Genomic DNA, 20,932 nt, shown 5'->3' on the forward strand with positions numbered 1-20,932 from the left:
AGGCCCGCAATGCGGGCCTTTTTTATATTTTGTCACGCAGTGGCGTGGAATGTTACGCGCCGCAGTGCTATTCAACGCTGACGCCAGCGGCAGAGGAGAAGCGCATGTGGATTAACGGAGTGGCACAGGACACCCTTTCTGCCCGCGACCGCGCGGTGCAGTTCGGTGACGGCTGTTTCACCACCGCGGCAGTCAAAGAGGGCCGTATCCAGCTGCTGGAGGCGCATCTGCAGCGTCTGCAGGACGGCTGCCAGCGTTTGCTGATGGCGGCGCCGGATCGCGCCTTACTGGCGGAGGAGATGCGCCGCGCGGCGGCGGGCCAGCGCGAAGCAGTGCTCAAAGTGATCCTGACGCCCGGCGCGGGCGGACGCGGCTACAGTCGCGCCGGCTGCACGCAACCCACGCGTATCATCGCGCTCGCACCCTGGCCACAGCACTACGCCACGCTGCAGCAGCAGGGCGCGCGGCTGGTGACCAGCACGGTGCGGCTGGCGCAGAACCCGCTGCTGGCCGGCATCAAACATCTTAACCGGCTGGAGCAGGTGCTGATTCGCCAGCAGCTGGACGCGTGCGACGCTGACGAAGCGCTGGTGCTTGACACCGCCGGGACGGTAGTGGAATGCTGTGCGGCCAATTTATTCTGGCGCAGCGGTGAGGCCATTTTCACGCCGCGCCTCGCGCAGGCCGGCGTTGATGGCATCATGCGTCGTTATCTGCTGGCGCAGCTGGCACAGGCCGGTCACGACTGCCAGCAGGTGGAGGCCAGCCGAACGGCGGTGTTAAGCGCCGATGAAGTGGTGATCTGTAACGCGCTGATGCCAGTATTACCCGTGCGGCAAATTGACGACGTCACCTTTTCCGCACGCACGCTGTACCAGCAACTGCTCGCCAGTTGCCAGACGATGGAAGCATCATGACCCGAATGAAAAAAATAGTTGCCGGCGCCGTAGTCATCGCTGGCCTGGCTGCCGCATTTAGCTACTGGCAGATTGAACGCTTTGCCGCGACGCCATTAACCATTCACCAGGAAACCCTGTACACCCTGCCGGCCGGCAGCGGTCGCGTGGTGCTGGAAGCGCAGCTGGAGAGCCAGCACATCATTCCGCAAAGCATCTGGTTTGGCCCGTTGCTGAAGCTGGAGCCCGATCTGGCTAACTTCAAAGCCGGGACGTATCGCCTTGAGAACGGCATGACGGTGCGCCAGCTACTGCAGTTGCTGGCCAGCGGCAAAGAGGCGCAATTTCCGCTGCGCTTTGTCGAGGGTTCCCGGCTGAAAGAGTGGCTGGCTGAGCTGCGTAAAGCGCCATACCTTAAACACACGCTGCCAGATGATGAATTTGCCAGCGTTGCGGCCGCGCTTAAGCTTGATGTCAGCCAGCTGGAAGGCGGTTTCTATCCGGATACCTATCTGTATACTGCCAACACCAGCGATGTGGCACTGCTGGAGCGGGCGCACGCGCGCATGAACAACCTGGTGGATGAGATCTGGCAGGGGCGGATGGCCAGTCTGCCGTATAAAACGCCGCAGCAGATGGTCACCATGGCGTCGATTATCGAAAAAGAGACCGGCGTCAGCGAAGAGCGCGCGCGCGTTGCCTCGGTATTCATCAATCGCCTGCGCACCGGTATGAAACTGCAGACCGATCCCACGGTGATCTACGGGATGGGCGACAGTTATACCGGTACGCTGACGCGCAAGGATCTTGAGACCCCGACCGCGTACAATACCTATACCATCAGCGGTCTGCCGCCGGGACCGATCGCCATGCCGGGGCGCGCCTCGCTGGAAGCGGCGGCCCATCCGGAGAAGACCAATTACCTCTATTTCGTCGCGGATGGCAAAGGCGGTCACACCTTTACCACCAATCTGGCCAGTCATAATAAAGCCGTGCAGGTTTACCGGCTGGCGATGAAGGAAAAAAATGAAAAGTAAGTTTATCGTCATCGAAGGGCTGGAAGGCGCCGGCAAAACCACCGCGCGTGAGGCGGTGGTTGCGGTCCTGCATGAGCAGGGCATTGAAGACGTGGTCTTTACCCGTGAGCCGGGCGGCACGCCTTTGGCCGAACAGCTGCGCGTGCTGGTGAAACAGGGCATTGATGGCGAACAGGTGAGTGATAAAGCCGAGCTGCTGATGCTGTATGCGGCGCGGGTGCAGCTGGTTGAAAACGTCATCAAACCGGCGCTGGCACGCGGTGCCTGGGTGGTGGGCGATCGTCACGATCTTTCGTCGCAGGCGTATCAGGGCGGTGGTCGCGGGCTCGACACTCAACTGATGACCACGCTGCGCGATGCGGTGCTGGGCGATTTTCGTCCCGACCTGACGCTCTATCTCGACGTCACGCCGGAGATTGGCCTGCAGCGTGCCCGGGCGCGCGGCGAACTGGATCGCATTGAGCAGGAGTCGCTGAACTTTTTTACCCGCACGCGCGAACGCTACCAGGCGCTGGCCGCTGCCGATCCAACCATCAAAACCATCGATGCGACACAACCGATTGAGAATGTGACAGCGTCACTTAAGGCCGTGCTGCGTCAGTGGCTGGCAGGTCAGGCGGCATGAACTGGTATCCGTGGCTGAACCAGTCGTACCGACAGATCATTGCCCGCCATCAGAGTGGACAGGCACATCATGCGCTGCTGATTCAGGCCATCGACGGCATGGGCGACGATGCGCTGGTGTGGGGCGTCAGCCGCTGGCTGATGTGTCAGCAGCCGCAGGGACTGAAAAGCTGCGGTCAGTGCCACGGCTGTCAGCTGATGCAGGCGCAAACCCATCCGGACTGGTATCGGCTGGAAGCGGAAAAGGGGAAAGCCTCGCTCGGCATTGATGCGGTTCGCGACGTCAGTGAAAAGCTGTACCATTTTGCCCAGCAGGGTGGCGCGAAAATTGTCTGGCTGCCGGATGCAACGCAACTGACCGAAGCCGCCGCCAACGCGCTCCTGAAAACGCTGGAAGAGCCGCCCGCCAACTGCTGGTTTTTCCTCAGCGTGCGCGAGCCGTCGCGACTGCTGGCCACGCTGCGCAGCCGCTGCATGACATGGCATCTTTCGCCGCCGGAAGAGACGCACAGCCTGCAATGGCTGCAGAAACAGCAGCCGCAGCCGGAAGCGATATTGCGCGCGGCGCTGCGTCTGAGCAATGGTGCACCCGCTGCGGCGCTGGCCTTGTTACAGCCGGACCGCTGGCAGGCACGGCAAACGCTGTGCGACAGCCTGAACAGCGCACTGAGCGGCGATATTCTGCAGCTGTTGCCGGCGCTCAACAGCGACGATGTGGCGGTTCGCCTCGGCTGGCTGCTTTCGCTGCTGGTGGATGCGATGAAAGTGCAGCAGGGCGCCAGCAACTGGCTGAGTAATGGCGATCGCCCGGACGTGGTGACGCAGCTGGCGCAGCAGTTCAGCAGCAGCGCGCTGAATGCCAGCGTGCAGCAGTGGCTGCAGTGTCGCGAGCAGCTGCTGCACGTGGCGGCGCTTAATCGTGAACTGATTCTGACCGACGGTCTGCTTGCCTGGGGACGTTTGCTGTCTCCCGCGACGGTCGGCTAAGGGTAAAAGAGAGATCTATGTTTATTGTTGATTCGCACTGCCATCTTGATGGCCTTGATTATGAAACCCAGCACCGCGATCTGGATGACGTGATTGCCAAAGCGGCGGCGCGGGATGTGAAATTCATGCTGGCGATTGCCACCACGCTGCCGGATTACTACAAAATCAAACAGCTGGTCGGCGATCGCGATAACATCGCGCTGGCCTGCGGCGTGCATCCGCTCAATCAGGAAACGCCGTATGACGTGGAAGAGTTTCGCCGTCTGGCGGCGGAAGAGCAGGTGATTGCGCTGGGCGAAACCGGGCTGGATTATTTTTACCAGCAGGAGACCAAAGCGCAGCAGCAGGCCTCGTTCCGTGAGCACATCCGCACCGGCATTGCGCTGGACAAGCCGATTATTGTGCACACCCGCGATGCGCGCGAAGACACGCTGGCCATTCTGCGTGAAGAGCAGGTAGAGCGGTGCGGCGGCGTGCTGCACTGTTTCACCGAAGACAAAGAGACGGCAGCGCAGCTGCTGGATCTCGGGTTCTACATCTCCTTCTCCGGCATTGTGACCTTCCGCAACGCTGAACAGATCCGCGAAGCAGCGCGCTATGTACCGCTGGATCGCATTCTGGTTGAAACCGATTCACCCTATCTGGCGCCGGTACCGCATCGCGGCAAAGAAAATCAGCCTGCCTTCACCCGCGACGTGGCTGAGTATATGGCCGTGGTGAAGGGCGTCGATCTTGCGACCCTGGCGGCCGCCACCACGGAAAACTTCTCCCGCCTGTTTAAGGTGCCGATGAGCCGACTCGGCGGCTAACGCGCTTTATTTCAAACTCTGTAATTAATCTGAAATCACTCATCTGCGCTGCGTGTTTCGCGGCGCAGGCAGTGATTTATTGCTGTTTATAGCAGCAAGTCAGTAAGAAATGACTGAAATTTCAGCGCTGTGTTTGGTGAAACGTGATAGCCGTCAAAGTAACGTGTCGTCATTTATTTTACCCTTCGTAATAAATCAAAAGACGCTCAGCGTCACCCCGGCTAAGGATCCTCCCCCTTTGCCATGCGCACTGCGCTAAAAAATGCACTCATACTCAGGAGCTTCTATGTTCAAGAACGCATTTGCGAACCTGCAAAAGGTAGGTAAATCGCTGATGTTGCCAGTATCGGTTCTGCCGATTGCCGGTATTTTGTTAGGTGTTGGTTCTGCTAACTTCAGCTGGCTGCCAGAAGTGGTTTCCCACGTGATGGCCGAAGCGGGTGGATCAGTGTTTGCTAACATGCCGCTGATCTTTGCGATCGGTGTGGCACTGGGCTTTACCAATAACGACGGCGTGTCGGCGCTGGCCGCCGTGGTCGCCTACGGCATTATGGTGAAAACCCTGGCTGTGGTCGCGCCGCTGGTGCTGCATCTGCCGGCGGCCGAGATCGAAGCCAAACACCTCGCCGATACCGGGGTGCTGGGCGGCATTATTGCCGGTTCGATTGCGGCCTACATGTTCAACCGCTTCTACCGTATCAAGCTGCCGGAATACCTCGGCTTCTTTGCCGGTAAGCGCTTTGTGCCGATCATTTCCGGTCTGACCGCGATTTTCACCGGTGTGGTGCTGTCCTTCATCTGGCCACCTATTGGTACCGCGATTCAGGACTTCTCCCAGTGGGCGGCCTATCAGAACCCGGTGGTGGCGTTCGGTATTTACGGTGTGGTTGAGCGTGCGCTGGTGCCGTTTGGTCTGCATCACATCTGGAACGTTCCTTTCCAGATGCAGATTGGTGAATTCACCAACGCCGCTGGTCAGGTCTTCCACGGTGACATTCCGCGCTACATGGCGGGTGACCCGACTGCCGGTAAACTGTCTGGCGGCTTCCTGTTCAAGATGTACGGTCTGCCGGCTGCGGCAATCGCCATCTGGCATTCTGCTAAACCTGAGAACCGCGCCAAAGTGGGCGGCATCATGATCTCCGCCGCGCTGACCTCGTTCCTGACCGGTATCACCGAGCCGATCGAGTTCTCGTTCATGTTCGTGGCTCCGATCCTGTACGTGATCCACGCTATCCTGGCGGGCCTGGCGTTCCCAATCTGTATTCTGCTGGGCATGCGTGATGGCACCAGCTTCTCACACGGTCTGATCGACTTCATCGTGCTGAGCGGCAACAGCAGCAAAATCTGGCTGTTCCCGATTGTCGGTATCATCTACGGTCTGGTGTACTACACCGTGTTCCGCGTGCTGATCGCAAAACTGAATCTGAAAACCCCGGGTCGTGAAGATACGGCGATGGAGCAGAGCAGCGCGACCGGCAGTGAAATGGCGGGCAAGCTGGTCACTGCGTTCGGTGGCAAAGAGAACATCACTAACCTTGATGCCTGTATTACCCGTCTGCGTGTCAGCGTGGCGGACGTAGCGAAGGTGGATCAGGCTGAACTGAAAAACCTCGGCGCGCGTGGTGTGGTGGTGGCCGGTTCCGGTGTGCAGGCGATTTTCGGCACCAAGTCCGATAACCTGAAAACCGAGATGGATGATTATATCCGCAGTATGTAAGTGACATGACGGCAGGCCGGGCCGGTGCGGTGAAGCGGCGTCAGATCGTAAAGACGCCAACACCATCCCTGGGGCTCGGCCCGCGACATCCCTGTCGCGGGACGCTTTACTCCTCTGCCGCCGCTTCACCGCACTGCAACTTCGGTGCGACAAAACCCCTCATCCGAGGGGTTTTTTATTTTACCGCCGCCAGAAACCGCCCGCCGCGCCGCGCCAGCGTGAAAAAGTGATGCAAAGGCAGCCATTTAATGAAGAAAAGTGGTCCTGAGGTTGAAAGAAACGGAATTCCTCACGCATACTGCCTGACTGAACTCAGGCTTAAGGAACAGCACCATGGCTGAAGAAACCATTTTCAGTAAAATCATTCGTCGCGAAATTCCCGCCGACGTGGTTTATCAGGACGAACTGGTCACCGCCTTCCGCGATATCGCGCCCAAAGCGCCTACCCACATATTGATTGTCCCCAATGTACTGATTCCGACCGCCAACGATGTACAGGCGGCGCATGAGCAGGCGCTGGGCCGCATGGTTACCGCCGCCGCAAAAATTGCCCGTGATGAAGGCATCGCCGAGGATGGCTATCGCCTGATCATCAACTGCAACCGTCACGGTGGGCAGGAGGTTTACCACATTCATATGCACCTGGTCGGCGGACAGCCGCTGGGCCCGATGCTGGCCATCTAACCTCAGGCGGACCTTGTGATGCGTCAATGGCTGAGCGGCTTGCTGTTGCTGACCCTGGTGGGCTGCAGCAGCGATAAGCCGATGATCAACACCTCCCAGTCGCTGGTGATGGAGTCTGCCGTACTGTCGGCGGGCATCATCACCGATGAGCCTGCGCTGACCAGCCGTGACGGCCAGCAGCGCGCCGCCAGCGTGCTGCAAAATCTGCGTGAAACGCCGGTCACCGTGCACTATCGTTTCTACTGGTACGATGACAAAGGGCTGGAGATTGAGCCGCAGGAGCCGGCGCAGACTCAAACCGTACCGGCGCACGGCAGCGTAGAAGTGGCCTCGCAAATGGGTAACCCGACCGCCAGCAAGGTGCGTCTCTATCTTTATCTTTGAGGAGTAACCTGTGATTCGCAGTGTACAACGTTCCGGCGCGCTACTGTTTGCGCTGATGCTCACCGGTTGTGTGGTGAAACAACAAACCCCGGCGCCGGTTGAACCGACGCAGCCGACCACGCCAACCCAGCCAGAGCAACCACCCGCGCAGCCGGTGCCGCCGCCGCAAACTGTGCCGCAGCCGCCGAAGCTGAAAACCATCAACTGGAACGCCAGCGTCCAGCCGTTAGTCGCCAATATGGTGCAGTCGGCGGGCGTCAATCCGGGCAGCGTGCTGCTGGTGGATCGCATCAAAAACAGCACCAACGGCTCGCTGCAAACGGAAAAAGCCACGGCAGCGATTGAGAACGCGCTGGCGAATAACGGCAAGTTCAGCCTGGTCTCAAACGATCAGCTTAATCAGGCGAAGCAAACGCTCGGCCTGTCGCCAGAGGATAGCCTCAACTCGCGCAGCAAAGCGATTGGCCTGGCGCGCATCGTCAACGCGCAGTATGTGCTGTACAGCAACGCGCAGGGCGATGTGAAAGCCCCTGCGCTGCAAATGCAGCTGATGCTGGTACAGACCGGCGAAATCATCTGGTCGGGCAACGGCGTTGCACAACCCTGATCCCCGGCTGCAGCATCTGGTTCAGCAACAATGGCCGACGGCGCAAGCTGCCGGTCATTTTTTCGCGCTGCCAGGACTGAGCGGTAACAGCGTGCAGGTACGCAGCGATCAGGGCGATCTGCTGGCGCGCCGGACGCCGCCACAGCCCATCCCGTTTGTCGATCGCCAGCGCGAATACCGCATCCTGCGTCAGCTGCGTGCCACGGCGCTGGCGCCGCAGCCGCTGGCGTGGCAGGCGCCGTGGCTGCTGCAGCGCTGGCTGCCCGGTGAGGTGCTGTCGCCGGATCAGTTCAGCGCGCAACGCGCAGCGGTGCTGACGCTGCTGCTGCGCCTGCATCACCAGCCGCTGACCGGTTATCGCTTACGGCTGGCGCCGCTGCTGCAGCGCTACTGGCAGCTGTGTCAGCAGCGACACTGGCGCTGGCAGCGGCGCTTAAACCAGTTGCTGCAGCGCGGCGAACCGTCGCCGCTGCGGCTGGCACCGCTGCACATGGACGTCCACTCTGGCAATCTGATTGCCACGCCGGATGGCCTGCGTTTAATTGACTGGGAATATGCTGCGGATGGCGACGTGGCGCTGGAGCTGGCCGCTGTCGGCGCGGTGGATGGCGCTGAACACGATCACTGGATAACCGACTATGCCGCCGAGGCGCGGCTGTCGGCAACGGCGCTGCGGCGTCAAAGCCGTCGCTGGCAGCCGTGGCTGCAGCTGCTGATGGCCAGCTGGTATCAGCTGCGCGCCGAGCAGAGCCACGACCAAACATTGCAACGGCTGGCGCAGGCCAGCTGGCAGGATCTTTAATTCAGGAACCGAAACATGACAATGACAACGCCCGGACCGCTGATGCTGGACGTCGAAGGCTACGAGCTGGACGCCGAAGAGCGCGAAATTCTGCAACATCCGCTGACAGGCGGACTGATCCTGTTCGCCCGCAACTTCCATGATGTTGCGCAGCTGGCGGAGCTGGTGCGCCAGATTCGCGCGGCGTCGCGTAACCGGCTGCTGGTGGCGGTCGATCAGGAAGGCGGGCGCGTGCAGCGCTTCCGCGACGGTTTTACCCAGCTGCCGGCGATGCAATCGTTCGCCGCGCTGCACGACATGGCGCGTGCTGGCGAGCTGGCGCAGCAGGCCGGCTGGCAAATGGCGGCGGAGATGATCGCCATGGATATCGATATCAGCTTTGCGCCGGTGCTGGATATCGGCCACATCAGCGCGGCCATCGGCGATCGCGCTTTCCATGCCGATCCGGCGATTGCGCTGCAGATGGCGCGCCAGTTTATCCACGGCATGCACGAAGCCGGCATGAAAACCACCGGCAAGCACTTCCCGGGCCACGGCGCGGTCAGCGCGGATTCGCACAAAGAGACGCCGCGCGACACGCGCGATGCCGCCACGCTGCGCCAGCATGACATGGCAATCTTCCAGCAGCTGATTGATGAGCAGCTGCTGGATGCGGTGATGCCCGCGCATGTTATCTATACTGAAGTGGACCCGCTGCCGGCCAGTGGTTCGCCTTACTGGCTGCAAACGGTGCTCCGGCAGGAGCTGGGCTTCAACGGGGTGATCTTCTCAGACGATCTGTCGATGGAGGGCGCGGCGGTGATGGGCAGCTATGCGGAACGGGCTCAGCAGTCGCTGAATGCCGGCTGCGATATGATCCTGGTGTGCAATCAGCGTGCTGGCGCGGTGAGCGTGCTGGATAATTTGACGCCGATTCAGGCGACGCGCGTCACGCAGTTATACCATCAGGGACGTTTTGACCGTCAGAGTTTGCAGGCCAGCGAGCGCTGGCGGCAAAATCACCGTCAGCTCAGTGAACTGCAGGATCGCTGGCTGGCGCATAAAGCGTCGGGCAGATAATCGCCGCTGCCCGGATCTCACTCCACGCTGAGGATAATCATGATCATCTATCTGCACGGTTTTGATTCCAACAGTCCGGGCAACCATGAAAAGGTGCTGCAGCTGCAGTTTATTGACCCGGACGTCAGACTTATTAGCTACAGCACCCGCCATCCGAAACACGACATGCAGTTTCTGCTGAAAGAGTGCGACAAACTGCTCCAGCAGGGCAGCGATGCGCATCCGTTGATTTGTGGCGTCGGCCTGGGCGGCTACTGGGCAGAACGCATCGGCTTCCTTTGCGGCATGCGCCAGGCGATATTCAATCCCAACCTGTTTCCCGATGAAAACATGGAAGGCAAGATCGACCGGCCGGAAGAGTATCTTGATATCGCCACCAAATGCGTCAGCAACTTCCGTGAAAAGAACCGCGACCGCTGCCTGACCATTTTGTCACGTCACGATGAAGCGCTGGATAATCAGCGCAGCGCGGCCGCATTGCACCCGTACTACGAGATCGTATGGGACGAGGAGGCCAGCCACAAATTCAAAAATATTGCCCCGCATCTGCAACGCATCAAAGCGTTCAAAACCCTTGCCTGAGTGCTGCTGCGCCGTGTGATGCGGCGCACAAAACGTGTAACATTCTGATAATGCAGTGCAAAGATTGATGTACATCAATTTTCTTATCTCCGGATGATTATGCCGTGCTATTCTGCCCTCAGCTCGCGATTAAACGTCGCCAACCCTATGTTTATTAAGGTTTTATGTAACCATTAATTAACTTTTGGTTTACAACTTTGAGGGGGTCTTCATTGACTACAAGCATGGAAAAAATCGTCATCGTCGGTGGCGGTGCCGGAGGGCTGGAGCTGGCAACGCAGCTCGGCCATAAACTCGGCCGCAAGAAAAAGGCGGAGATCATCCTGGTCGATCGTAACCACAGCCATTTGTGGAAACCGCTGCTGCATGAAGTGGCGACCGGTTCGATGGATGAAGGTATTGATGCGCTCAGCTATCTGGCGCATGCGCGCAACCACGGTTTCCAGTTCCAGCTCGGTTCGCTGACGCAAATTAATCGCGACGCTAAAACCATTGAGCTGGCGGAGATCCGCGACGCGGAGGGTGGGCTGCTGGTACCGCAGCGCGAGCTGGCGTATGACCGTCTGGTGATGGCGCTGGGCAGCACCTCGAACGATTTCGGCACGCCAGGCGTGAAAGATCACTGCATCTTCCTCGACAACCCGCATCAGGCGCGTCGGTTCCACAATGAGATGCTCAACCTGTTCCTGCGCTTCTCTGCCAGCGAAGGACAGCTGCAGAAAGTCAATATCGCCATTGTCGGCGGCGGCGCGACCGGCGTCGAGCTGTCGGCAGAACTGTATAACGCAGTGAAACAACTGCACAGCTACGGCTATAAAGGTCTCGACAGCAGCGCGCTCAACGTTACGCTGGTGGAAGCCGGCGAGCGTATTTTGCCTGCGTTGCCACCGCGCATCTCCGCAGCGGCGCATCAGGAACTGAGCAAGCTTGGCGTGCGCGTACTGACGCAAACCATGGTCACCAGCGCAGCAGCTAACGGTCTGAATACCAAAGGGGGCGAATTCATCGAAGCCGATCTGATGGTGTGGGCGGCCGGTATTAAAGCGCCAGACTTCATGAAAGAGATTGGCGGGCTGGAGACCAACCGCATTAATCAGCTGGTGGTCAAAGAGACGCTGCAGACTACGCTGGACGACGATATTTACGCCATCGGCGACTGCGCCTCCTGCGCGCTGCCGGGCGGCGGATTCGTGCCGCCGCGCGCGCAGTCGGCGCACCAGATGGCGTCGCGAGCGCTGGAAAACATCCTCGCCCAGCGCAAAGGCAAGCCGCTCAAAGCCTACGTGTATAAAGATCACGGCTCGCTGGTGTCGCTGTCGCGCTTCAGTACCGTCGGCAGCCTGATGGGGAACCTGATGCGCGGTTCGATGATGGTAGAAGGGCGCATTGCGCGTTTTGTTTACATCTCCTTGTACCGTATGCACCAGATTGCGCTCCATGGATACTTCAAGACCGGTCTGATGATGCTGGTCGGCAGCCTCAACCGCGTGCTGCGTCCGCGTCTCAAACTGCATTGATCGCTGGCGGGCGGTCTCCCCCGCCCGCTGCGTGCCCGGCTGCCGTAACCTGGCGCTGATTGCCGTTCAATCAGCGCCAGGTTACGGCGCAATGACACTGCCGCTCAGAACTCTCCTAAAAGCTGGTCCTGCTGGCTTTCCGCTGCGTTTCCTCCATTAATCTGATGTTGCATTTTCGGACCATCTGTAAAACTTATGCCAACGAACACGGCGCGGCGCGCACGCCGGTGATGCCTCGGTAACCCGGGATCGGGTTGCGGCAGGAATGCGCGGTAACAACTTCAGGAGGACATTCCTGTGAATAAATCAATGTTAGCGGGTATTGGAATCGGCGTAGCAGCAGCGTTGGGCGTGGCCGCCGTCGCCAGCATGGATGTGTTTGATCGTGGCCCGCAGTATGCTCAGGTGCTTTCGGCAACGCCAATCAAAGAGAGTATCAAGCAGCCGCGTCAGGAGTGCCGCAACGTTACCCTCACGCACCGTCGTCCGGTGCAGGATGAGAACCGCATCGCCGGTTCCGTACTGGGTGCCGTGGCCGGTGGTGTGATTGGTCACCAGTTCGGCGGTGGCCGCGGCCGGGATATCGCGACCGTAGCTGGTGCGCTGGCAGGCGGCTACGGCGGTAACCAGGTGCAGGGTGCGTTGCAGGATCGTGACACTTACACCACCAGCGAGCAGCGCTGCAAAACCGTGTACGATAAACAGGAAAAAATGCTGGGTTATGACGTGACCTATAAAATAGGCGACCAGCAGGGCAAAATCCGCATGGAGAATGACCCTGGCACCCGCATCCCGCTCGACCGTAATGGTCAGCTGATCCTGAATTCGAATCAGGCCTGATTGGGCAAAGCTACTTCACAGCAGCAGTAACAAAAAAAGCGCCGCAAGGCGCTTTTTTTTATGCTCAGGCTACTGCACCGTACGCAGCAGCGCGTCGCATAGCGCTGCTGCGTAACGGCTGGGCGATCAAACCCGGTTCTTCGCCAGCTCGGCGACGAAATTCTGCACCCATTCCATGCGCGTTTTGCGTTCGCTGAGATCGCGGGTGAATTTCAGTCGCGTCGGGCCATCCAGCTTCCACTGCTTCGCATCTTTCTGCAGCAGGCCGATCAGCCAGCCGGGATCGACCTGATTCTGTGGCGCGAACTCAAAGAAGCCGCCTTTTTCGCTGGCTTCGATTTTACGCAGCCCCAGCTGGCGCGCCACCAGGCGCAGCGCGGCGATGTCCAGCAGGTTACGCGCGGCGTCGGGCAGCTTGCCGAAGCGATCGATCATCTCAATTTTCAGCTCGGCCAGCTCCTGTTCATCGGCCGCACTGGCGATGCGTTTATACAGCGACAGGCGCGTATTGACATCCGGAATAAAATCATCCGGCAGCAGGGCAGGCATGCGCAGCTCAATCTCCGTCTGATTGCTGGTGAGATCTTCCAGCGACGGCTCACGTCCGGCCTTAAGTGCATCTACCGCGTTTTCCAGCAGCTCCATGTAGAGCGTGAAACCAATGGTCTCCATCTGACCGCTCTGATCTTCACCTAGCAGTTCACCGGCACCGCGAATCTCCAGATCGTGCGTCGCCAGCGCAAAGCCAGCGCCAAGATCCTCCAGCGAGGCAATCGCTTCCAGTCGCTTCTGGGCATCGGTGGTCATCGCTTTCGGGTGCGGCGTCAGCAGCCAGGCATAGGCCTGATGATGTGAACGGCCAACGCGGCCACGCAGCTGATGCAGCTGCGCCAGACCGAAATGGTCGGCGCGCTCAATGATGATGGTATTGGCGCTCGGCACATCAATCCCGGTTTCGATGATGGTGGTGCACACCAGCACGTTGAAGCGCTGGTGGTGAAAATCGTTCATCACCCGTTCCAGATCGCGCTCGCGCATCTGACCGTGGCCGATGGCGATGCGCGCTTCCGGCACCAGCTCGGCCAGCCGCTGCGCCGCTTTCTCGATGTTTTCGACGTCGTTGTAGAGATAGTAAACCTGACCGCCGCGCAGCACTTCACGCAGGATCGCTTCGCGCACCACCAGGCTGTCATACTCGCGCACGAAGGTTTTCACCGCCAGACGGCGCGCCGGTGGCGTGGCGATAATCGACAGATCGCGCATGCCGCTCATCGCCATGTTCAGGGTGCGCGGAATCGGCGTGGCGGTGAGCGTCAGAATATCGACGTCAGCGCGCATCGCTTTGATGCGCTCTTTGTGACGCACGCCGAAACGATGCTCCTCATCGACGATCAGCAAACCGAGATCGCGCCACTTCAGATCGCTCATCAGCAGCTTGTGGGTGCCGATCAGAATATCAATTTTGCCCTCGCTGGCCTGTTCCAGCACCTGCGCCTGCTCTTTGGCGCTGCGGAAGCGCGACAGCATCTCAATGCGCACCGGCCAGTTGGCGAAGCGGTCGCGGAAGTTGTCATAGTGCTGCTGCGCCAGCAGGGTGGTTGGCACCAGCACCGCCACCTGTTTGCCATTCTCCACCGCAAGGAAGGCGGCACGCATCGCCACTTCGGTTTTACCAAAGCCAACGTCGCCGCACACCAGGCGGTCCATGGCCAGCGGCTGGCACATATCGCTGAGCACGGCGTTAATTGCCTGCGCCTGATCCGGCGTGGTTTCAAACGGGAAACCTTCGCAGAACAGCTGATACTGCTCGCGGTCGTGCTTAAAGGCAAAGCCGGCCTTGGCCGCGCGCTGGGCATAGATATCCAGCAGCTCAGCGGCCACGTCCCGGACTTTCTCCGCCGCTTTCTGGCGCGCGCGTGACCAGACATCGCTGCCCAGTTTGTGCAGCGGCGCATTTTCATCGGCACCGCCGGCGTAACGGCTGATCAGATGCAGCGATGACACCGGAACGTAAAGTTTGGCATCGCCGGCATAGGAGAGCATCAGATACTCGGCCACGATACCGCCGGCTTCCAGCGTGGTCAGGCCGATGTAGCGCCCCACGCCGTGTTCAAGATGCACCACCGGCTGGCCCGGGTGCAGCTCGGCGAGGTTACGAATCAGTACATCCGGATTGATGGTGCGCCGATTGTCCTGACGCCGCCGGCTGACGCGCTCGCCGAGCAGATCGCTTTCGCAAATCAGCGCGCGCTGGCGCTGGGTGTCGATAAAACCGCGCTCGCTGGCGCCAATCATCAGGCTGTACGGCTGCTCATCGGCCTGCTCGAAGCGATCAATCGGCTGCGGGCGCAGTTTGATGCGGGACAGCAGCTCCTGCAGGCTCTCGCGACGACCTTCGCTTTCTACCGAGAAAATCACCTGACCGGTAAACTGTTCGAGGAACTGGCGCAGCAGATCGAGCGGCGCTTTGGCCTGCGCCTGCACCGTCAGCTCCGGCAATGGCTGATAGCCCAGATTACTGTTCGCGGCTTTCTCCGGCAGCGTTTCAGCGCTGAGCTGCATGCGCGGCCAGTTTTTCAGCTCGCTGAGCAGCGCATCCGGGCGCAGCCACAGCGTGGCCGGCTCCAGCAGCGGGCGCATAGGATCGATGCGGCGATTTTCATAGCGTGCGTTAGCATCCTGCCAGAAACGCTCAGCGCTGGCGTGCAGATCGCCGCTGTTCAGCACCAGCGTGCTGGCGGGCAGATAGCTAAACAGGGTAGGCAGTTCCTGCTCGAAAAACAGCGGCTGCCAGTACTCAATTCCGGCCGGCAGCGTGCCTTTGCTCACCTGCTGATAGACGTGCTCGGGTTCGCGCCGCACGTCGAAGGTTTCACGCCAGCGGCTGCGGAACAGCTCAATGGCTGCTTTGTCGGTGGGAAATTCATGCGCCGGCAGCAGGTTGATGGCGCTCACCGCCTCCAGCGTGCGCTGTGAATCGACGTCAAACAGGCGCAGGCTGTCGATCTCATCATCAAAGAAATCGATGCGGTAAGGCTGATCGCTGCCCATCGGGAACAGGTCGAGCAGCGCGCCGCGCGTCGCGTACTCACCATGCTCCATCACCTGATCGACATGGCGATAACCGGCCTGCTCCAGCTGGTCGCGCAGGGCATCGCGCGACAGTTTCTGGCCCTGCTGCATCACCAGCGCATGGCCGTGCAGGAAGCTGTGCGGGCAAACGCGCTGCATCAGCGTATTGACCGGCAGAATCAGCATGCCGCGCGTCAGGGTGGGCAGCTGGTACAGCGTAGAAAGACGGGCGGAAATAATGTCCTGATGGGGCGAGAAGCTGTCGTAGGGCAGTGTTTCCCAGTCAGCAAGATTGGTGACCGGCAGATCGGTAAACTGCCTGATCTCCTCCTGCAGCCGCAGGGCCGATTGCATATCCGGGGTGATCATTAACACCGGACCGCTGTGGCGTTCGGTGATGCTGGCACACTCAACCGCCTGCGCGGCGCCGACCAGCTGACCGAGCTGACGATGGTCGCCTGCTTTAGCAGGCAGGGTATAACGACGCTGTTCCGACATAAGGTCCGACATTCTCTCCTCAGTTTCCAGGGCGTCATCATTCCACATTCCGCCGTGAGGATCATCTCTCCTTTCTGAGTTTATGTCAGGGCGCATGAATGCGCACCTTGCATCAGAGGCACCCTGAAGGGCCGCCAGTATGGCCGGTTGCCAGGTCGTCATTGATGGCGACCTGGCCACGTCACGTTATTTACTGGATTGCTGTGTGTAGTGCATGCGAGGACGATCCACATTGGCCCATGACAGCTCGCGCTCGACATGGTAGCTGTTGTTGCCATCGTCCCACTTCACATAATAACCGGTTAGCGCGTCTCCCTGCTCAAAGACATTGACCACTTCGCCTTTGATCTCGCCAGATTTATGTTTAACGATACTGCCTTTAGGAAACCTGCTCATGGTAAGAACCTCCGTACTGCGCTTACTGTGATGCGAAAACCGGTACTGCAAGCTAAGTCTAACCCACCTGCTGACGAATAATCGTACTAATAGCGTCACTATTTTGTCGTAATTTTGTGCATTGTCGCGCAGGAGGACGCATTTTGACGAAACTTTGCAACTGACTCAGCGGGTTAGAGGTTTCATAAAGCAGACGGCTCCTTTATCATCGCTCTACTTAATTTTGGGCAACGGCCAAGACGGATCTCATGTATCAACCAGTCGCGTTATTCATCGGTTTGCGCTACATGCGTGGACGTGCTTCAGACCGTTTCGGTCGTTTCGTCTCCTGGCTCTCGACTATTGGTATCACGCTCGGCGTGCTGGCACTGGTGACGGTGCTGTCGGTGATGAACGGCTTTGAGCGCGAGCTGGAAGGCAACATTCTCGGCCTGATGCCGCAGGCGCTGGTGACCAGCGACACCGGCAGCATCAATCCGCAGCAGATGCGCGCGCAGGATCTCAAACTGCAGGGCGTGACGCGGATCGCGCCGCTGACCACGGCCGATGTGGTGTTGCAGAGTGCGCGCAACGTGTCGGTGGGCGTGATGCTGGGCATCAATCCTGACGAACCGGATCCGCTGACGCCTTATCTGGTCAACACCCAGCAGAGCGTGCTGCAGCCGGGCCAGTATAAGGTCATTCTCGGTGAACTGCTGGCCTCGCAGCTGGGCGTGAAGCGCGGCGATCAGCTGCGCCTGATGGTGCCATCGGTCAGTCAGTTTACCCCGGTGGGGCGCGTGCCGAGCCAGCGCATCTTTACCGTTGCCGGTACCTACGCAGCCAATAGCGAAGTCGATGGCTATCAGATTCTGGTGAACCAGCAGGATGCCTCGCGCGTGATGCGCTATCCGCTCGGCAACATTACCGGCTGGCGCCTGTGGCTGGATAAGCCGCTGAATGTCGATGCGCTGAGCCAGCAGCCGCTGCCGCAGGGGCTGACATGGAAAGACTGGCGCGAACGCAAGGGCGACCTGTTCCAGGCGGTGCGCATGGAGAAAAACATGATGGGGCTGCTGCTCAGCCTGATCATTGCCGTGGCCGCCTTCAATATCATTACCTCGCTGGGTCTGCTGATCATGGAGAAGCAGGCGGAAGTGGCGATCCTGCAAACCCAGGGCTTAACGCGGCGGCAAATCGTCGCGGTATTTATGGTGCAGGGCGCCAGCGCCGGTATTATCGGTGCGCTGCTCGGTACGCTGCTGGGCGTGCTGCTGGCCAGCCAGCTCAACAATTTAATGCCGGTGATCGGCCTGTTCCTTGATGGCGCGGCGCTGCCGGTGGATATCAATGTCTGGCAGGTGATCACCATTGCGCTGGTCTCGATGGCCGTGGCGCTGCTGTCTACCCTCTATCCGTCATGGCGCGCTGCCGCCGTTCAACCCGCTGAGGCTTTACGTTATGAGTAATACCCCTTTGTTGCAGTGTCGTGACCTGTGCAAACGCTATCAGGAAGGCAGCGTGCAGACCGATGTGCTGCGCAATGTGGCTTTTAGCCTGCAGCCGGGCGAACTGACGGCCATCGTCGGTAGCTCCGGCTCCGGCAAAAGTACCTTACTGCACCTGCTGGGCGGGCTGGATGCACCGACCTCCGGTGACGTGGTGTTTGACGGGAAATCGCTCAACGCCATGTCGTCGTCGGCCAAAGCAGAGCTGCGTAACCGTGAACTCGGCTTTATTTATCAGTTTCACCATTTGCTGCCGGACTTCAGCGCGCTGGAGAACGTGGCAATGCCGTTGCTGATTGGCAAAACCGGCAAAGCCGAAGCGGAAGCGCGCGCACGCGAGATGCTGGCGGCGGTTGGTCTGGAAAAGCGCGCGGCGCACCGGCCTTCTGAGCTGTCGGGCGGTGAACGTCAGCGCGTGGCGATTGCCAGGGCGCTGGTGAACCGGCCGCGGCTGGTGATGGCCGATGAGCCCACCGGTAACCTCGATGCGCGCAACGCGGACGCCATTTTTGAACTGCTCGGCGAGCTCAACGTGCAGCAGGGCACCGCGTTTCTGGTGGTGACGCATGACCTCAATCTGGCGAAGCGCCTGAGCCGTCAGATGGAAATGCGCGACGGCCAGCTGAGCGATCACCTGACGCTGGGAGCGATCTGATGGCGTCCTCTTTATCCCTGCTGCTCGGGCTGCGCTTCAGCCGCGGCCGGCGGCGCGGCGGCATGGTGTCGCTGATCTCCATCATCTCGACCATCGGCATTGCGCTTGGCGTGGCGGTGCTGATCATCGGGCTGAGCGCGATGAACGGTTTCGAGCGGGAGCTCAACAATCGCATTCTGGCCGTGGTACCGCACGGCGAAATTGAGGCGGTTAATCAGCCATTTCGCAACTGGCAGCCGATGATTGCGCCCATCGAACAGGTGCCGGGCATCGCCGCGGCGGCACCTTACGTTAACTTTACCGGATTGATTGAGAGCGGTGCGAAGCTGCAGGCGCTGCAGGTGAAGGGCGTTGATCCGCAGCAGGAGCCGCGGCTCAGCGCGCTGCCGCGTTTTGTCAGCGGTGATGCCTGGTCGCAGTTCAGCGCCGGCAGGCAGCAGATCATTCTGGGCGGCGGCATCGCCAAATCGCTCAACGTGCAGCAGGGCGACTGGATCACCATCATGATCCCGAATAATGATGGCGAGAACAAACTGCTGCAGCCAAAACGTATTCGTCTGCAGGTGAGCGGTATTCTGCAGCTGAGCGGCATGCTGGATCACAGTCTGGCGCTGGTGCCGCTGGCCGATGCGCAAAAGTATCTGGATCTGGGCGACAGCGTCAGCGGCATTGCGCTGAAGATGAGCGATCCGTTCCAGGCACAAAAGCTGGTGCGCGATGCCGGCGAAGCCACGCACTCCTATGTCACCATCCGCAGCTGGATTGGCACTTACGGCTACATGTATCGTGATATCCAGATGATTCGCGCCATTATGTATCTGGCGATGGTGCTGGTGATTGGCGTGGCCTGCTTTAATATCGTGTCGACGCTGGTGATGGCGGTGAAGGACAAGAGCAGCGATATCGCCGTGCTGCGCACGCTGGGCGCGAAAGACGGCCTGATTCGTGCCATCTTTATCTGGTATGGCCTGCTGGCCGGGCTGCTGGGCAGCGTCAGCGGTGTGGTGGTCGGCGTGCTGGTGGCGCTCAATCTGACGCCGGTGATGCGCGTAGTGGAGCACCTTACCGGGCATCAGCTGCTGGCGGGCGATATCTACTTTATCGACTTCCTGCCGTCTGAGCTGCACTGGCTGGATGTGGCCATCGTGCTGGCGACGGCGATTGGCCTGAGCCTGATTGCCAGCTGGTATCCGGCGCGGCGCGCCAGCCGCATCGATCCTGCCCGCGTGCTGAGCGGTCAGTAAAGACAAAACACGCAGCCGCCTTCGCGGCTGCGCACATTTTCAGCGTCTGCGGCATGCAGCCGTCATACCCAGCCGCTATTATCGGGTCTGAGTAACCCGGAAAACACCCGCAGCGCGGCGTTCAGCGCCGCAGATTAAGGAGCCTTTATGCGCCAACCGCGCCGCCGCCTTCGACTCGCCCGCTACAAAAAGAACCGCCGCAAAGTGCATCAGCGCTTTCGCCAGCGCATCTTTGAGCGCGATCGTCAGGTCGAACTTGCCGCCCATCCGCAGCCGCACGTGGTGGTGCTGACCGGTGCCGGAATTTCGGCAGAATCCGGCATTCGCACCTTCCGCGCGGAAGATGGCCTGTGGGAAGAGCATCGCGTGGAAGATGTGGCGACGCCCGAAGGCTTTCGCCGCGATCCGGCGCTGGTGCAGGGGTTCTACAATGCGCGCCGGCGTCAGCTGCAGCAGCCAGAAATCCAGCCTAACGCGGCGCACAAAGCGCTGGCCGAACTGGAGCAGGTGCTGGGCGATAATTTCCTGCTGGTTACGCAGAATATCGATAACCTGCACGAGCGCGCCGGCAGCCAGCGCGTGCTGCATATGCACGGTGAATTACTGAAGGTGCGCTGTGAGCACAGCGGTCAGGTGCTGGCGTGGACGGAGGATGTCGGTCCGGACGATCGCTGTACCTGCTGCCAGTTCCCGTCGCGGCTGCGTCCGCACGTGGTGTGGTTTGGTGAAATGCCGCTCGGCATGGAGGAGATTTATCAGGCGCTGGAACAGGCCGATCTGTTTATCGCCATCGGCACTTCAGGCCACGTCTATCCGGCGGCTGGATTTGTGCACGAGGCGAAACTGCAGGGCGCGCACACCGTGGAGCTGAATCTGGCCCCCAGTCAGGTCGGTAACGAATTCGCTGAAGCGCATTACGGCTTAGCCAGCGAAGTGGTGCCCGAATTCGTGCATACTTTTTTGCGCGGCTTGTATAAATAGTCAGTGCGCTGCGCGTTTCCCCTCATCCCGGCCTTCTCCCGGCGGGAGAAG

The 20,932-nt window shown here is 59.9% G+C and carries 20 protein-coding genes; 18 read left to right on the forward strand and 2 right to left on the reverse strand.

Annotated elements, in window-relative coordinates:
* Positions 1-104: 104 nt before the first annotated feature.
* From pabC to F3J36_RS01265, 14 genes are all read left to right on the forward strand, one after another.
* Positions 105-917, forward strand: a complete 813-nt coding sequence (gene pabC / locus F3J36_RS01200; RefSeq protein WP_166718681.1) for an aminodeoxychorismate lyase — start codon at positions 105-107, stop codon at positions 915-917.
* Positions 914-1,933 carry an endolytic transglycosylase MltG gene (mltG, locus tag F3J36_RS01205; protein ID WP_166718682.1) on the forward strand — a complete coding sequence of 340 codons (1,020 nt, stop codon included), beginning with the start codon at positions 914-916 and terminating at the stop codon, positions 1,931-1,933. Before pabC ends, mltG begins: the two co-directional genes overlap by 4 nt.
* Entirely contained in the window at positions 1,923-2,558 is a 636-nt protein-coding gene (gene tmk / locus F3J36_RS01210; RefSeq protein ID WP_104092814.1) for a dTMP kinase, read from the forward strand. The genes mltG and tmk overlap by 11 nt, the downstream gene beginning before the upstream one ends.
* Positions 2,555-3,544 carry a DNA polymerase III subunit delta' gene (gene holB / locus F3J36_RS01215; RefSeq protein ID WP_166718683.1) on the forward strand — a complete coding sequence of 330 codons (990 nt, stop codon included), beginning with the start codon at positions 2,555-2,557 and terminating at the stop codon, positions 3,542-3,544. Before tmk ends, holB begins: the two co-directional genes overlap by 4 nt.
* A gap of 17 nt (positions 3,545-3,561) precedes the next feature.
* A complete protein-coding gene (locus F3J36_RS01220) occupies positions 3,562-4,353 on the forward strand; it encodes a metal-dependent hydrolase (RefSeq protein WP_088516472.1) in 792 nt (263 codons plus the stop codon).
* A gap of 286 nt (positions 4,354-4,639) precedes the next feature.
* Positions 4,640-6,073, forward strand: a complete 1,434-nt coding sequence (gene ptsG, locus F3J36_RS01225) for a PTS glucose transporter subunit IIBC (protein WP_021506398.1) — start codon at positions 4,640-4,642, stop codon at positions 6,071-6,073.
* Positions 6,074-6,406: 333 nt separating this feature from the next.
* On the forward strand, positions 6,407-6,757 hold the full coding sequence (hinT, locus tag F3J36_RS01230) for a purine nucleoside phosphoramidase (protein WP_021506397.1): 351 nt from the start codon (positions 6,407-6,409) through the stop codon (positions 6,755-6,757).
* A gap of 18 nt (positions 6,758-6,775) precedes the next feature.
* Positions 6,776-7,141, forward strand: a complete 366-nt coding sequence (locus tag F3J36_RS01235) for a YcfL family protein (protein ID WP_021506396.1) — start codon at positions 6,776-6,778, stop codon at positions 7,139-7,141.
* Positions 7,142-7,151: 10 nt separating this feature from the next.
* Positions 7,152-7,748 (forward strand): penicillin-binding protein activator LpoB, encoded by a 597-nt coding sequence (lpoB, locus tag F3J36_RS01240; protein ID WP_021506395.1) that lies wholly within the window; start codon positions 7,152-7,154, stop codon positions 7,746-7,748.
* Positions 7,735-8,550, forward strand: a complete 816-nt coding sequence (gene thiK / locus F3J36_RS01245; RefSeq protein WP_166718684.1) for a thiamine kinase — start codon at positions 7,735-7,737, stop codon at positions 8,548-8,550. Before lpoB ends, thiK begins: the two co-directional genes overlap by 14 nt.
* A gap of 15 nt (positions 8,551-8,565) precedes the next feature.
* Positions 8,566-9,609: a beta-N-acetylhexosaminidase gene (gene nagZ, locus F3J36_RS01250; RefSeq protein WP_166718685.1), complete on the forward strand. Its 1,044-nt coding sequence runs from the start codon at positions 8,566-8,568 to the stop codon at positions 9,607-9,609.
* A gap of 39 nt (positions 9,610-9,648) precedes the next feature.
* Positions 9,649-10,191 carry an alpha/beta hydrolase YcfP gene (gene ycfP, locus F3J36_RS01255; RefSeq protein ID WP_021506392.1) on the forward strand — a complete coding sequence of 181 codons (543 nt, stop codon included), beginning with the start codon at positions 9,649-9,651 and terminating at the stop codon, positions 10,189-10,191.
* 212 nt (positions 10,192-10,403) lie between these two features.
* The gene (locus F3J36_RS01260) at positions 10,404-11,708 is read left to right on the forward strand and encodes an NAD(P)/FAD-dependent oxidoreductase (protein ID WP_088516476.1); all 1,305 of its coding nucleotides are present in this window, start codon (positions 10,404-10,406) and stop codon (positions 11,706-11,708) included.
* A 297-nt stretch (positions 11,709-12,005) separates the two neighbouring features.
* On the forward strand, positions 12,006-12,548 hold the full coding sequence (locus F3J36_RS01265) for a glycine zipper 2TM domain-containing protein (RefSeq protein WP_031279257.1): 543 nt from the start codon (positions 12,006-12,008) through the stop codon (positions 12,546-12,548).
* A 126-nt stretch (positions 12,549-12,674) separates the two neighbouring features.
* On the opposite strand, the gene mfd is transcribed toward F3J36_RS01265, so the two are convergent.
* A complete protein-coding gene (mfd, locus tag F3J36_RS01270; protein WP_166719111.1) occupies positions 12,675-16,118 on the reverse strand; it encodes a transcription-repair coupling factor in 3,444 nt (1,147 codons plus the stop codon).
* Positions 16,119-16,304: 186 nt separating this feature from the next.
* Positions 16,305-16,514 carry a hypothetical protein gene (locus F3J36_RS01275; protein WP_021506388.1) on the reverse strand — a complete coding sequence of 70 codons (210 nt, stop codon included), beginning with the start codon at positions 16,512-16,514 and terminating at the stop codon, positions 16,305-16,307.
* A gap of 248 nt (positions 16,515-16,762) precedes the next feature.
* Here F3J36_RS01275 and lolC point away from each other — a divergent pair, with 248 nt between their 5' ends.
* From lolC to cobB, 4 genes are all read left to right on the forward strand, one after another.
* On the forward strand, positions 16,763-17,962 hold the full coding sequence (gene lolC, locus F3J36_RS01280; RefSeq protein WP_021506387.1) for a lipoprotein-releasing ABC transporter permease subunit LolC: 1,200 nt from the start codon (positions 16,763-16,765) through the stop codon (positions 17,960-17,962).
* Positions 17,955-18,656 carry a lipoprotein-releasing ABC transporter ATP-binding protein LolD gene (lolD, locus tag F3J36_RS01285; protein ID WP_166718686.1) on the forward strand — a complete coding sequence of 234 codons (702 nt, stop codon included), beginning with the start codon at positions 17,955-17,957 and terminating at the stop codon, positions 18,654-18,656. The genes lolC and lolD overlap by 8 nt, the downstream gene beginning before the upstream one ends.
* On the forward strand, positions 18,656-19,900 hold the full coding sequence (gene lolE, locus F3J36_RS01290; RefSeq protein WP_150058313.1) for a lipoprotein-releasing ABC transporter permease subunit LolE: 1,245 nt from the start codon (positions 18,656-18,658) through the stop codon (positions 19,898-19,900). Before lolD ends, lolE begins: the two co-directional genes overlap by 1 nt.
* A gap of 147 nt (positions 19,901-20,047) precedes the next feature.
* The gene (gene cobB / locus F3J36_RS01295; protein WP_010617227.1) at positions 20,048-20,881 is read left to right on the forward strand and encodes a Sir2 family NAD+-dependent deacetylase; all 834 of its coding nucleotides are present in this window, start codon (positions 20,048-20,050) and stop codon (positions 20,879-20,881) included.
* Positions 20,882-20,932: the final 51 nt, after the last annotated feature.

This window comes from Pantoea sp. Cy-640 (assembly GCF_011752635.1).
Taxonomy (GTDB): Bacteria; Pseudomonadota; Gammaproteobacteria; order Enterobacterales; family Enterobacteriaceae; genus Pantoea; species Pantoea dispersa.

What these genes read in the sequence shown, in the direction of transcription:
- pabC (WP_166718681.1), top strand. Translation starts at nt 105, where the DNA reads ATGTGGATTAACGGAGTGGCACAGGACACCCTTTCTGCCCGCGACCGC.
- mltG (WP_166718682.1), top strand. Translation starts at nt 914, where the DNA reads ATGACCCGAATGAAAAAAATAGTTGCCGGCGCCGTAGTCATCGCTGGC.
- tmk (WP_104092814.1), top strand. Translation starts at nt 1,923, where the DNA reads ATGAAAAGTAAGTTTATCGTCATCGAAGGGCTGGAAGGCGCCGGCAAA.
- holB (WP_166718683.1), top strand. Translation starts at nt 2,555, where the DNA reads ATGAACTGGTATCCGTGGCTGAACCAGTCGTACCGACAGATCATTGCC.
- F3J36_RS01220 (WP_088516472.1), top strand. Translation starts at nt 3,562, where the DNA reads ATGTTTATTGTTGATTCGCACTGCCATCTTGATGGCCTTGATTATGAA.
- ptsG (WP_021506398.1), top strand. Translation starts at nt 4,640, where the DNA reads ATGTTCAAGAACGCATTTGCGAACCTGCAAAAGGTAGGTAAATCGCTG.
- hinT (WP_021506397.1), top strand. Translation starts at nt 6,407, where the DNA reads ATGGCTGAAGAAACCATTTTCAGTAAAATCATTCGTCGCGAAATTCCC.
- F3J36_RS01235 (WP_021506396.1), top strand. Translation starts at nt 6,776, where the DNA reads ATGCGTCAATGGCTGAGCGGCTTGCTGTTGCTGACCCTGGTGGGCTGC.
- nagZ (WP_166718685.1), top strand. Translation starts at nt 8,566, where the DNA reads ATGACAATGACAACGCCCGGACCGCTGATGCTGGACGTCGAAGGCTAC.
- ycfP (WP_021506392.1), top strand. Translation starts at nt 9,649, where the DNA reads ATGATCATCTATCTGCACGGTTTTGATTCCAACAGTCCGGGCAACCAT.
- mfd (WP_166719111.1), bottom strand. Translation starts at nt 16,118, where the DNA reads ATGTCGGAACAGCGTCGTTATACCCTGCCTGCTAAAGCAGGCGACCAT.
- F3J36_RS01275 (WP_021506388.1), bottom strand. Translation starts at nt 16,514, where the DNA reads ATGAGCAGGTTTCCTAAAGGCAGTATCGTTAAACATAAATCTGGCGAG.
- lolC (WP_021506387.1), top strand. Translation starts at nt 16,763, where the DNA reads ATGTATCAACCAGTCGCGTTATTCATCGGTTTGCGCTACATGCGTGGA.
- lolD (WP_166718686.1), top strand. Translation starts at nt 17,955, where the DNA reads ATGAGTAATACCCCTTTGTTGCAGTGTCGTGACCTGTGCAAACGCTAT.
- lolE (WP_150058313.1), top strand. Translation starts at nt 18,656, where the DNA reads ATGGCGTCCTCTTTATCCCTGCTGCTCGGGCTGCGCTTCAGCCGCGGC.
- cobB (WP_010617227.1), top strand. Translation starts at nt 20,048, where the DNA reads ATGCGCCAACCGCGCCGCCGCCTTCGACTCGCCCGCTACAAAAAGAAC.